This is a genomic window from Massilia sp. 9096 (assembly GCF_000745265.1).
In the GTDB taxonomy this organism is placed as follows: domain Bacteria; phylum Pseudomonadota; class Gammaproteobacteria; order Burkholderiales; family Burkholderiaceae_D; genus Telluria.
Genome location: NZ_JQNN01000001.1, coordinates 3,422,918 through 3,435,066 on the forward strand (window position 1 = coordinate 3,422,918; position 12,149 = coordinate 3,435,066).

7 protein-coding genes are annotated in these 12,149 nt (G+C 66.0%); 3 read left to right on the forward strand and 4 right to left on the reverse strand.

Annotated features, from left to right (window positions below; all coding sequences use genetic code 11):
- Positions 1 to 212 precede the first annotated feature (212 nt).
- Together FA90_RS14665 and FA90_RS14670 are read left to right on the forward strand one after the other, a co-directional pair.
- Positions 213 to 2,465 carry a family 1 glycosylhydrolase gene (locus tag FA90_RS14665; RefSeq protein WP_051971809.1) on the forward strand — a complete coding sequence of 751 codons (2,253 nt, stop codon included), beginning with the start codon at positions 213 to 215 and terminating at the stop codon, positions 2,463 to 2,465.
- Between the two features lie 188 nt (positions 2,466 to 2,653).
- A complete protein-coding gene (locus FA90_RS14670; RefSeq protein ID WP_051971810.1) occupies positions 2,654 to 3,610 on the forward strand; it encodes a DUF535 family protein in 957 nt (318 codons plus the stop codon).
- Positions 3,611 to 3,679: 69 nt separating this feature from the next.
- Here the strand turns inward: FA90_RS14670 and waaF are convergent, their stop codons facing one another.
- From waaF to FA90_RS14685, 3 genes are read right to left on the reverse strand one after another with little or no spacing between them, the layout of a single operon-like run.
- Positions 3,680 to 4,720 (reverse strand): lipopolysaccharide heptosyltransferase II, encoded by a 1,041-nt coding sequence (gene waaF, locus FA90_RS14675; protein WP_036169877.1) that lies wholly within the window; start codon positions 4,718 to 4,720, stop codon positions 3,680 to 3,682.
- The gene (gene msbA, locus FA90_RS14680; protein WP_239700747.1) at positions 4,717 to 6,447 is read right to left on the reverse strand and encodes a lipid A export permease/ATP-binding protein MsbA; all 1,731 of its coding nucleotides are present in this window, start codon (positions 6,445 to 6,447) and stop codon (positions 4,717 to 4,719) included. The genes waaF and msbA overlap by 4 nt, the downstream gene beginning before the upstream one ends.
- Positions 6,440 to 7,681 carry an O-antigen ligase gene (locus FA90_RS14685; RefSeq protein WP_036169882.1) on the reverse strand — a complete coding sequence of 414 codons (1,242 nt, stop codon included), beginning with the start codon at positions 7,679 to 7,681 and terminating at the stop codon, positions 6,440 to 6,442. Before FA90_RS14685 ends, msbA begins: the two co-directional genes overlap by 8 nt.
- 81 nt (positions 7,682 to 7,762) lie before the next feature.
- Between FA90_RS14685 and FA90_RS14690 the strand changes: the two genes are divergently transcribed.
- Positions 7,763 to 8,563 carry a glycosyltransferase family 2 protein gene (locus tag FA90_RS14690; RefSeq protein ID WP_307171595.1) on the forward strand — a complete coding sequence of 267 codons (801 nt, stop codon included), beginning with the start codon at positions 7,763 to 7,765 and terminating at the stop codon, positions 8,561 to 8,563.
- Here FA90_RS14690 and dnaE read toward each other — a convergent pair.
- Entirely contained in the window at positions 8,560 to 12,066 is a 3,507-nt protein-coding gene (gene dnaE, locus FA90_RS14695) for a DNA polymerase III subunit alpha (RefSeq protein ID WP_036169887.1), read from the reverse strand. The genes FA90_RS14690 and dnaE overlap by 4 nt on opposite strands.
- Positions 12,067 to 12,149 lie beyond the last annotated feature (83 nt).

Below are 12,149 nucleotides of genomic sequence, written 5' to 3' on the forward strand. Positions count from 1 at the left end.
GATGCGGGCGGCGTCCTCGCCTGTCAAGACGGAGATGCCACGCCCGGCCCCGGGACAGTGCCGGGTCGGCCGATTATGTTGAGCTGGAAATAGATAAGACTGACACCGCGTAGGACTTGTCCTAAATCGTACTTATATGTTCGTTGGACCACAAAAGAAGCTGTGTTCGCCGACTAGGCTAAGGCCTTGTATTCAATACGCAGGGAAGGCCCATGAATCTGAACAATCATATCCAGCCAGCAATCTCGCCGCTCCAGCTGTGGGGTGGCCTCGAATGCACCGTCAACCGCGTCCGCGACAATTACTTTTCCCAAATGGATCGCAACGGACACGCCGCACGGCTACAAGACTTGGAGCGTTTTGCTTCACTCGGTATCCGTGCGATCCGCTATCCGGTCCTGTGGGAGCGGACCGCGCCCGACGGCATCGAAAACGCGGACTGGACCTGGTCCGACGAGCGCCTGCCGGTGCTGCAGCAGTTCGGCGTCACGCCGATCGTCGGCCTGGTCCACCACGGCAGCGGCCCGCGCCACACCAGCCTGGTCTCCGACGACTTCCCCGAGAAGCTCGCCGAGTACGCCGGCGCCGTGGCGCGCCGCTATCCCTGGGTCGATCATTACACCCCGGTCAACGAGATCTGCACCACCGCGCGCTTTTCCGGCCTGAACGGCGTCTGGTACCCGCACGGCACCAGCGAAGCGACCTTCGTGCGCGCCCTGATCATCCAGTGCAAGGCGACCGTGCTGGCGATGCGCGAAATCCGCAAGGTGAACCCGAACGCCAAGCTGGTGCAGACCGACGACCTGTCGCGCACCTACGGCACGCCGGAAATGGCCGAGTTCGCCAACTTCTTCAATGAACGCCGTTGGCTCGGCTGGGACATGCTGTGCGGCAAGATCGACCAGGATCATGCGCTGTGGGGCTACCTGCTCGACTCGGAAGCGACTGCCGAGGAACTGCTCTGGTTCAAGGACAACGCCTGCCCACCCGACATCATGGGCGTCAATTACTATGCGACCAGCGAACGCTGGCTCGACCACCGCGTCGAACGCTATCCGGAAAGCCGCCGCACCAGCTACCGCGGCGTCCCGCACGCCGACATCGAGTGCCCGCGCGTACTGGCCACGCCGACCCCGGGCATCGGCCCGCTGCTGCAGGAAACCTGGGAGCGCTACGGCCTGCCGATCGCGATCACCGAGGCCCACATCGACGCCAACCGCGAAGACCAGCTGCGCTGGCTGGTCGAGATCTGGAATGCGGCCAAGCAAGTGCAGCAGGACGGCGCCGACATCCGCGCGGTGACGGTCTGGGCGCTGCTCGGCTCGTACGACTGGAACTGCCTGGTCACCGAATGCCGCGGCTACTACGAGCCGGGCCCGTTCGACGTGCGCGGTCCGCAGCCGCGCCCGACCGCCGTGGCGCACCTGATGCGCGAACTGGCCACCGGACGTCCGCTGTCGCATCCGGTGCTGCAGGGCCAGGGCTGGTGGCGCCGTCCGGGCCGCTTCCTGGCCAAGCCGGTGGCGACCCGCACCGCGGTGGCCAACATCGCCGACCGCGGCGCGTTCCGCTCGACCTTCCCGCAGCCGATCCTGATCAGCGGCGCCAACGGTACGCTGGGCCGCGCTTTCAAACGCCTCTGCGAACGCCGCAACCTGGCCTGCCACGTGCTGACGCGCCAGGAAATGGACATCACCGATCCAGCGTCGGTCGAGGCCGCAATCGTTCGCTTCAAGCCCTGGGCGATCATCAACGCCGGCGGCTACGTGCGCGTCGACGATGCCGAGCAGGACATCGAGCGCTGCATGCGCGAGAACACCGCCGGTCCGACCGTGCTGGCGCTGGCGGCGATCCGCCACGGCGTGCGCTTCATGACCTTCTCCAGCGACCTGGTGTTCGACGGCGACAAGGGCAGCGCCTACGTCGAGTCGGACCCGACGGCGCCGCTGGGCGTGTACGGCCGCAGCAAGGCGGAAGCCGAACGGCGCGTGCTCGACTCCGACCCGCAAGCCCTGGTGATCCGCACCAGCGCCTTCTTCGGCCCGTGGGACGAGCATAATTTCGTCGGCCAGGCGCTGGACGCGCTCGGCAACGGCCGGCCATTCGCTGCGCTGTCCGACCAGACCGTGTCGCCGACCTACGTGCCGGACCTGGTCAACGCCTGCCTCGACCTGCTGATCGACAAGGAGTGCGGCATCTGGCACCTCAGCAACGGCGAAGCCATGAGCTGGGCCGAACTGGCGCGGCGCGCCTGCGCGGCCGCCGGCGTCGACGCCGGCGGCCTGGAGGAACGCACCGCCAGCGAAATGGGCCTGGCGGCGGCGCGGCCGTCCGCGTGCGCGCTGACCAGCGAGCGTGGCCTGCTGCTGCCGTCGTTCGAGGATGCACTGGCGCGCTATCTGCGCGAGCGCGAGACCGCACACGAGGTGGCCAAACCGGAGGAGTCGGCGCACTACGCCAGCTGACGTACCAGCGTCACGCAACCGAACCGGGCCTCATGGCCCGGTTTTTTTTCAAATGTTGCAATCCGTTGCTTCATTACCAAACGGTAATGTTTTGGCGTGAGATTGTGCAATTTTTATATTTACGCCAGGAATTTCGTTCGTTACACTAAGTTACATAAGGTTACTTAACGCAATCTGGGTGTAATGAGATGAAGCTCTATCGGAATGAAATCGGCTGGGCCGAGCGCCTGGTCGCCACTGCCACACCGTCGGTCACGCTGCGCAGCGCAGTGCCGCCTCACCTGTCGCGGGTGCCGTTCGCGCGCGAGCTGGCCAAGATCCGCCTGCGCGCCCTGCTGCACTGGAAGCAGACCCCGGATTGGCTGGCATTGCTCAATTCGCACCCGGCGTTTTCGGAATACCTGCGTAATTACCCCAAATTCCTGTACAAGGTCTACCGGCCCTACGTCAGCCATGCCTTGACGCCAGGCCAGCGCCTGGAGACGATCAGCGCGCACTACGCGTTCATGTTCCGGCGCGGGCTGGGCCAGACGATCGCGCGCGCCAGCCTGGGACCGGTGGTGCTGGCCGAGGTGGCCGGCAAGAGCGGCCTGCCCTACCAGGTCCATCTGCGCACCGTGAACATGTTCGAACGCGAAGGCGACCTGGCGCTGCAGCTGGTCCAGGACGGCAAGGTGCTGTACACGGTGGCGTTCGCGGTGGCGCCGCGCGACGGCGTGCCGGCGATCAGCGTCGGGTGCATCCAGGGCGGCAGGACCGAGGATGCGCGCGAGGCGATCCGTACCGCCACCCGCGACCTGCATGGCATTCGCCCCAAGCAGCTGATGGCCAGCCTGGTGCAGCAGCTCGGCCACGACTATGGCTGTAAACGCATGGTGATGGTCTCGAATCGCAACCGCGTGATCTACAAGGCCTTGCGGCTCGGCTGCGTGCTGGCCGACTACGACCAGTTGTGGAACGAGCTCGGCGCGCGCAAGCGTGTGGACGGCGACTTCGAACTCGATTGCGTACCCGTGGGCGCGCCGGACCTGGAGCAGATCGCCTCCAAGAAGCGTTCGGAAGCGAAGAAGCGCTACGAGCTGGTGCGCGCGATGGCGCTGCAGGTGTCGGTCAGCCTGCGCGCGCGCGAGGCGGCGGCGCCCTGACGCCGCTCGCTGCAGGGACGCCAGTCCCTAGAGAATCCGGTGCAGGTCGCTCGACCTGCGCCCCCCTCCTTACACCGCCACCGGCGCCAGGATCGGCGCCAGCTCCGACCACACCCGCTCCACGCTCATCTTGTTCATGCAATCGTGGTGCCCGAGCGGGCACTCGCGCTTGCGGCAGGGCGAGCATTCCAGGCGCAGCGAGATGGTGCGCGACACCGCCGACAACGGCGGCGCGTAGGTCGGATCGGTCGAGCCGTACAGGCCGATCACCGGACGGTTCAACGCCGAGGCGATGTGCAGCAGGCCGGAGTCGTTCGAGACCATGGCGCTGGCCTGCGCGGTCAGCGCGATCGCCTCGTCGAGCGTGGTCTGGCCGGCCAGGTTGAGCACCGAGCCGGCGGCGGCGGCGGCGTAGGTTTGCACCTGTTCGCAGGTGGCGCGGTCGTTCGGCGAGCCGAGCAGCGCGACCTGCACGCCCGGCACCGCCTCGATCACGCGCGCGGCCAGTTCGCCGTAATGCGCGGGCGGCCAGCGCTTGGCGATGCCGAACTCGGCGCCCGGCGCGAACGCGACCAGCGGCCGGTCGCGCGCGATCTCCAGGCGGCGGCAGATCGCTTCGGTCTCTTCGCTGGCCACGACCAGCGTCGGCCGCGGCAGGCCGCTCGGCGCGGCCGGTGCGGGCGCGTCGGCCAGCGCGGCGTAGAACGGCACCATCGAGCGCTGCGGCTCGTCGTGGTGCATCACGTTGATCATCCCGTAGCGCATCTCTCCCTTGTAGCCGACGCGGTTCGGGATGCCGGCCAGCCACGGGATCAGCGCATACTTGAGCGTATTCGGCAGCACGTAGGCGGCGTCGTAGCCGCGCTGGCGCAGGCTGCGCGCGGTGCGCAGGCGTTCGCCCAGCTGCAGCGCGCGGTGGCGGAACGGGGTCACCATGATGTGGTCGGCCTCGCGGATGCGGCGCCATACCGGCACCACCTGCGGCGGCGCCAGCACCTCGATGGCGAGTTCCGGGTGGGCCTGCTTGAGCAGGCGCAGCAGGGGCTGGGCCATGACGGCGTCGCCGATCCAGTTCGGCGAAATCACGAGGGCGCGCGGCTGGTTGCTCATTGCATTTCCACCGCGTTGGCAAACTGCAGCCGGTACAGGTTGGCGTACATGCCTCCCTTGGCCAGCAGTTCGTCGTGGGTACCCTGCTCGACGATGCGGCCGTGCTCCATCACGACGATCAGGTCGGCGCCTTCGATGGTCGACAGGCGGTGCGCGATCACGAAGGTAGTGCGGCCGGCCATCAGCGTATCGAGGGCGGCCTGGACCGCGCGCTCGGATTCGTTGTCGAGCGCCGAGGTGGCTTCGTCGAGGATCAGGATCGGCGCGTCCTTGTAGATCGCGCGCGCGATCGCCACGCGCTGGCGCTGGCCGCCCGACAGGCGCAGGCCGTTCTCGCCGATCAGGGTGTCGACGCCGTCCGGCAGGCGCGCCACCACGTCGTCCAGGTGAGCGGCGCGGATCGCCGAGCGCAGGCGCGCATCGTCGATGTGTTCGACGCCGTAGGCGATGTTGGCGCGCAGCGTGTCGTCGAACAGCACCACGTTCTGGCTGACCAGGGCCAGCTGGGCGCGCAGCGATGCCATCCTGATGTCCTGGTAAGGCACGCCGTCGAGCAGGATGCGGCCCGATTCCGGCTCGTAAAAGCGCGTGGCCAGGTTCACGAAGGTCGACTTGCCGCCGCCCGACATGCCGACCAGGGCCACGGTCTGGCCCGGCCGCGCTTCGAGCGACACATGGTCGAGTGCCAGCGCGTGGGCGTTCGGGTAGCGGAACGAGACGTTCTCGAACGTCACGCGCCCCTGCGCGCGCGCGAGCGTGCGCGTGCCCGGGTCGGGCTCGGCCGGGGCGTCGATCAGTTCGAACACGGTCTCGGCGGCGGCGATGCCGCGCTGCATCGGGCCGTTGACTTCGGCCAGCGCCTTGAGCGGCGTGAGCAGCAGCAGCATCTGGGTAACGAAGCGGAAGAATTCGCCCGAGGTCATGCCGGCCTTGAGGGCCAGCAGGATCACGACCGACAGCGCCAGCGACGTGGCGATCTGGGTCACCGGCGTGGTTGCGGCAAAGGCCACCGTCATGCGTTGCGAAAAGCCGCGCAGGGCTTCGCTGCGCTGGAAGAAGCGGCGGCTTTCGTGGCGCTCGCCGGAGAACACGCGGATCACCTGGTGGCCGCGGGTGGCTTCCTCGACCACCTGGGTCATCTCGGCGGTGACGCGCTGGTTCTCGCGGTTCAGGTGGCGCAGGCGCTTGCTGGTGGTGCGCGTGATGACGGCCGTCAGCGGCACGACCACCAGGGCCACCGCGGTCAGCAACCAGTTCTGCCACAGCAGCGCGGCGACCAGGCCGATCACGGTCAGGGTGTCGCGCACGGCGGAGACGAACACCGAGTTGACCATGTCGACCACCTGGCGCACGTCGCCCACCACGGTATTGATGATCTTGCCGGTCGATTCTTCATGGAAGCGCCCCACCGGCAGGCGCAGCAGGCGGTCGAACATCTGGGCGCGCATGTCGTTGGTCACCCGGCTGATGATCCAGTTGTTGTAATACGCGGTGCCGAAGGTGCCGATGCCGCGGATCAGGAACAGCGACACCAGGCCGACCGGGATGTACCACAGCGGAAAGCCGGGCGGCTGCTTGAAGCCCTCGTCCGTCAGCACCTGCAGGCCCCAGGCCAGCAGCGGCTGGGTGACCGCGGTCAACGCCATCGCGAGCAGCGACAGGAAAGCGCGCCCGCGATACGGTTTGACCAGGGCCCAGAGGCGCTTGATGATGACACTGTTATCCAATTTTCTCTTTCGCATTCAGGCAGAAGCCCATGAGCATGAACACCATGAGCGCGTAAAACAGACTGCCCGTGACAGACCAGAAGATCACCTCGGTCAAGCCGAAGCCCGCATAACCGAGTACGACCAATGCGCCGGCCAGCGCTACGGTAAATTGCGGTGAGCGTGCACCGGCTTTGAGCTGGCGCACGAAAAACACCAAGGGTGTGAACAGGATAGCGCCCCAGATCAGGAAACCGACAATGCCGCCGGTTGCCAGTTGCTGCAATCCGTCATTATGCAGGTGTGGGAGCGTCAATACCATAGGGTCGAGATGGCCTTGTTGCGCATATTGGTGTAAACGCGCCCAGCAGGCAGCGAAATCCATACCAAACAGGGGATGTTCGCTGATCAGCATCAGCGCCCCTTTCCAAAGCTCCAGCCGGGTACCGACGTTCGTGAAAACCGGGCCGCCCGTATACCAGGTCCGTGCTTCGTCCATCCCCTGAATGAAGCGTGCCTGTACGCCAAGCGCCGGGACGAACCACGTGGCTGCCAGCAGTCCGACACCGGCGAGCAGCAAACCGCGCGCACGACGGCTGTCTAGGGCGCCGGTGTGGCGAATTAGTAACGGCAAGACCAGCAAGAGCGCCGCCCAGCCGCCACGACTGCCGGTCAGCACCGATGCTGCCAGCCCAGCCAGCGCCCCCGCCGCCGCCCACAGCGACTGGAGCGGCTTCTGGCGCAAGTCGATCGCGGCCGCCAGCGACAGCAGACCCAGCAGCAGAGCCAGGTCGCCGAAGGTAATGGCGTTGATCAGGCCGCCCGGGCGTTCGAGGTGCAAGCCGAAACGCTGCCAGGCAATGAATGGCAGCCCGACCAGCGCCCCGCCGCTCACGCCCCACCACAGCGCTCGACGCGGCGCATTCGCTCCCAGCACCACGAGCAAGGCGCTGCATGCGAAAAACATGCGCGCCGGCTTTTCCACCGAACTCATGGGAGCTCCCCGCACCAGCTTGCACGCCAGCACGTACAGGAAATGCAAGAGAAAGGCTAGCACGACCCACCGTACCTGCGGCCAGTAGCGCACGAGCGCATTGCGACACGGTTTGAACAGAATCAAGCTGCTTATCAGGATCAGGAAACTAACGATGCTGACGCCGGATCGAGTAACAAGGCTTACAAAAGGTAACAGAAAAGCCAGGGCGCCTATCCATAGCGATGCCGGCCCCCTCTTCTGCGTCGAATTACTGTTCATCTATATTCTTGTGGGATACTCTTGCCCTTGATACAGCAGTGTACATCGGACCTTATGCGGCAGGCACAAACAATCTCGGTCGTGATCACCACCTACAACCGGCCGGAGGCGCTGGAAGCGGTGGTGCGGGCATGCTTCATGCAGAACGACAAGAATTTTGAAATCATTATCGCTGATGATGGCTCGACTGCCAACACGCAAGCCTGCGTGGAACGGCTGGGCGCCACAGCACCGATGCCGCTACGCCACGTCTGGCAACCCGACCAGGGTTTCCGGGCTGCGATGGCGCGCAATCGCGGCACATTGGCGGCGCGCGGCGAGTACATCGTGTTCCTGGACGGCGATTGCATCCCCCAGCGCGACTTCATCGCCCGTCACCGCGCCTTAGCGCAGCCCGGGTGCCTGGTCTCGGGCAGCCGCATCCTGATGAGCGAAGGCCTGACGCGGCGTGTGTTGGAAGAAAACATCGATATCGCCGGCGCCGCGCCGGCGGCAAAGCTGCGCTGGCGCCTGGCTGGCGACTTGAACAAGACCCTGCAGCCGCTCGGCCTGCGCTGGCCCGACCTGGGCCGCACCAGGCGCACCTTCAGCTGGCGGCGCATCAAGAGCTGCAACCTGGGCGTGTGGCGCAGCGACCTGGAGCGCGTGAACGGTTTCGACGAGAGCTTCGTCGGCTGGGGCTACGAAGATTCGGACCTGGTGCTGCGCCTGTTCCACGCCGGCGTGGCGCGCAAGGACGGCGCATTCGCCACCGAAGTCTTTCATCTGTGGCATCGCGAAGCCCAGCGCGACCAGGAGACCAGTAACCGCGCGGTGGTGCTGGAGCGGGCCGAGAGCAAGATCACGCAGGCCGCGGTCGGCCTGCGCGAGCACGCCGCTTAATACTCGACCGCCACCTCTTTCGCCCCCAGCTGCAGCTCGAGCGCGTGCTTGAGCTCGTCGGATGGGGCCACGCGCCAGCCATCGCCCAGCTGCATGATGCAGGGGATGCCTTGCGGCGCGATGCGCAGGCTGACCGGCAGGCCGTCGTGCTGGCGATACGGCTGCAGGATCTCGGCCAGCTTGGCCGTGTTGGCGGTGCAAGCCAGGTCCATCTCCAGCTTGTGGCCGTACTGCACGCGCGCGGCGGCGATGTCGAACACCTTTTCGGCCGTGATGCGCAGGCCGCCGTTGAAGCGGTCTTCCGACACCTTGCCGACCACGAGTAAAAATTCGTCTTCGCGGAAGAAGTTCTTGTTCTGCTCGAGCAGCTCGTTGTAGATCGTGACCTCGACCACGCCGGTCTTGTCGTCCAGCGAGACGATCAGGATCTTGCCGCGCTGGGTCATCTGGGTGCGCACGCCGGTGATCACGCCGCACAGCATGCGCGGGTCGCGCGACGGTTCCAGGTCCTTCAGCTTGGTCTTGGCGAAGCGCCGCACCTCGCCCGCATACGAGTCGAACATGTGGCCCGACAGGTAGAAGCCGAGCGCCAGCTTTTCTTCTTTCAGCTTCTCGCGGTCGGTCCAGGGCGTGGCCTTGAGGTATTCCGGCGGCGCCACCAGGTCGGCGTCATCGCCGCCGAACAGGCTGACCTGGTTGGCCGCGGCCGCGGCCTGGCCGGCCGCTTCCATCGCGAAGCCCACCGAAGCCAGCAGCACCGCGCGGTCGACGCCGAAGCAATCCATGGCGCCGGCGCGGATCAAGGATTCGATCGTGCGGCGGTTGATCTGCTTGCGGTCGACCCGCAGGCAGAAGTCGAACAGGTCCTTGAACTTGCCGCCCTTGTCGCCTTTTGATTCGCGCGCGGCGATGATCGCCTCGATCGCGCCCTGGCCGGCGCCCTTGACGCCGCCCAGGCCGTAGCGGATGTTGCTGACCTGCTTGCCGGTGACGGAGCGTGGCGGGCCTTCCGGCGTGAAGCGGAACTGCGATTCGTTGACGTCCGGCGGCAGGATGGTCAGCTTGCAGACGTCGATCGAATCCTCGACCAGGATCTTGATCTTGTCCGTGTCTTCCATCGCCAGCGACATGTTGGCGGCCATGAACGCGGCGGTGTGGTGCACCTTCAGATACGCGGTATGGTACGACAGCAGCGCGTAGGCGGCGGCGTGCGACTTGTTGAAGCCGTAGCCCGCGAACTTCTCCATCAAGTCGAAGATCTCGTCGGCTTTTTCGGTCGACAGGCCGTCCTTGGCGGCGCCGGCGCGGAAGATCGCGCGGTGCTCGGCCATTTCCTCGGCCTTCTTCTTGCCCATCGCACGGCGCAGCATGTCGGCGCCGCCCAGCGAATAGCCGCCGACGATCTGCGCCATCTGCATCACCTGCTCCTGGTAGACCATGATGCCGTAGGTCTCGGACAGGATGCTTTCGGTGCGCGGGTCCGGGTAGTCGAACTTCTCGCCGTGCTTGCGCTTGCAGAAGTCGGGGATCAGGTCCATCGGGCCCGGACGGTACAGCGCCACCAGCGCGATGATGTCCTCGAAACGGTCGGGACGCGCATCCTTGAGCATGCCCTGCATGCCGCGCGACTCCAGCTGGAACACGGCGACGGTTTTCGCTTCCGTCAGCAGCTTGTACGAAGGCCGGTCGGTCAGCGGCAGCGATTCGAGGTTGAAGCCGGCGTCTTGCGGATCCAGCGCCCGGATGTAGTTGACCGCGCGGTCGAGGATGGTCAGCGTGGTCAGGCCCAGGAAGTCGAACTTGACCAGGCCGGCCGCTTCCACGTCGTCCTTGTCGTACTGCGAGACCACGCCGGCGTCGCCGCCCTGGGTGTACAGCGGGCAGAAGTCGGTCAGCTTGCCCGGCGCGATCAGCACGCCGCCGGCGTGCATGCCGATGTTACGGGTGATGCCCTCGACCTGCTGGGCCAGGTCGAGCAGCTGCCGGACCTCTTCCTCGTTTTCCAGCCGTTCCTTGAGCAGCGGTTCTTCCTCGATCGCCTCGGCGATCGAGACCGGTTTGCCCGGCTTGAACGGGATCAGCTTGGAGATGCCGTCGCAGAAGGTGTAGCCGAAGTCCATTACGCGGCCGACGTCGCGGATCGCGCCCTTCGCGGCCATGGTGCCGAAGGTGGCGATCTGCGAGACCGCGTCGCGGCCGTACAGGTCCTTCACGTGCTGGATGACCAGCTCGCGCTTTTCCTGGCAGAAGTCGATGTCGAAGTCGGGCATCGAGACGCGTTCCGGGTTCAGGAAGCGCTCGAACAGCAGGTTGTATTTCAGCGGATCGAGGTCGGTGATCTTCAGCGCGTAGGCGACCAGCGAGCCCGCGCCCGAACCACGGCCCGGGCCGATCGGCACGCCGTTGTTCTTGCCCCACTGGATGAACTCCGCCACGATCAGGAAGTAGCCCGGGAACTTCATCTTGATGATGGTGTTGTTCTCGAACTCCAGGCGCGCCTCGTAGCGCGGGCGCTCCTTCTCGCGCACCTCCAGATCCGGGTACAGCTGGAGCAGGCGCTCTTCCAGGCCTCTTTTCGTCTCGGCGACCAGGTATTCGTCGATGGTCATGCCCGGGGTCGGGAAGTTCGGCAGCTGCGGCTTGCCCAGCGTGAGCGTGACGTTGCAGCGCTTGGCGATTTCGACCGAGTTGGCGAGCGCGCCCGGCAAGTCCTTGAACAGCTCCGCCATCTCGGCCTGGGACTTGAAGCACATGTCCTCGTTGAAGCGGCGCACGCGCTTGGCGTTGGCCAGCATCTCGCCCTCGGCGATACAGACGCGCGCCTCGTGGGCGATGAATTCTTCCTTCTTGATGAACTGGACCGGGTGGGTGGCGACCACCGGCAGCCCCAGGGTCGATGCCAGCGCCACCGAATGGCGCACCTGCTGCTCCTGGTTGGACTGGCCGGCGCGCTGGATCTCGACGTAGAAGTGGCCCGGGAAGATCTGCGCCCAGCGTTGTGCGCAGGCCTCGGCCTTGGCCAGGTCGCCGTTGTCGATGGCCTGGCCGACGTCGCCGAACTGGGCGCCCGACAGCACGATCAGCGCGTTCGACTGCGGCACGTCCGGCTCCAGCGTCGACACGGACGTGGCCAGCGCTTCCAGCCACTCGACGCGGATCTCGGCCCGGCCTTTGTACTGGTTGGTGAGCCAGGCCTTGGACAGCAGCTCGCAGATCTGCAGGTAGCCGGTCTTGTTCTTGGCCAGGATCAGGAGGCGGAACGGCTTGTCGCGGTTCTCGTCGTTGGTGATCCAGGCGTCGACCCCGACGATCGGCTTGACCCCTTTCCCGCGCGCGGCCTTGTAGAAGCGGACCAGGGCGAAGGCGTTGGCCAGGTCGGTCACCGCCAGCGCCGGCTGGCCGTCCTTGACGGCGGCCGCGACCAGGTCGTCGATGCGGACCAGGCCGTCGACGATCGAGTATTCCGAATGGACGCGCAGGTGGGTAAAAGTCGGAGAAGTCATCTCTGCATTTTACCGCGAGCGCGCCCGGCACGGGGATTGCCGGACTGCATCCCGGACGGCGGCGTGGCGCATTTACCAATCAA

Excerpts from the sequence above, each read along its gene's own strand:
- FA90_RS14670 (WP_051971810.1), top strand. The coding sequence starts at position 2,654 with ATGAAGCTCTATCGGAATGAAATCGGCTGGGCCGAGCGCCTGGTCGCC.
- dnaE (WP_036169887.1), bottom strand. The coding sequence starts at position 12,066 with ATGACTTCTCCGACTTTTACCCACCTGCGCGTCCATTCGGAATACTCG.
- waaF (WP_036169877.1), bottom strand. The coding sequence starts at position 4,720 with ATGAGCAACCAGCCGCGCGCCCTCGTGATTTCGCCGAACTGGATCGGC.
- FA90_RS14665 (WP_051971809.1), top strand. The coding sequence starts at position 213 with ATGAATCTGAACAATCATATCCAGCCAGCAATCTCGCCGCTCCAGCTG.
- FA90_RS14685 (WP_036169882.1), bottom strand. The coding sequence starts at position 7,681 with ATGAACAGTAATTCGACGCAGAAGAGGGGGCCGGCATCGCTATGGATA.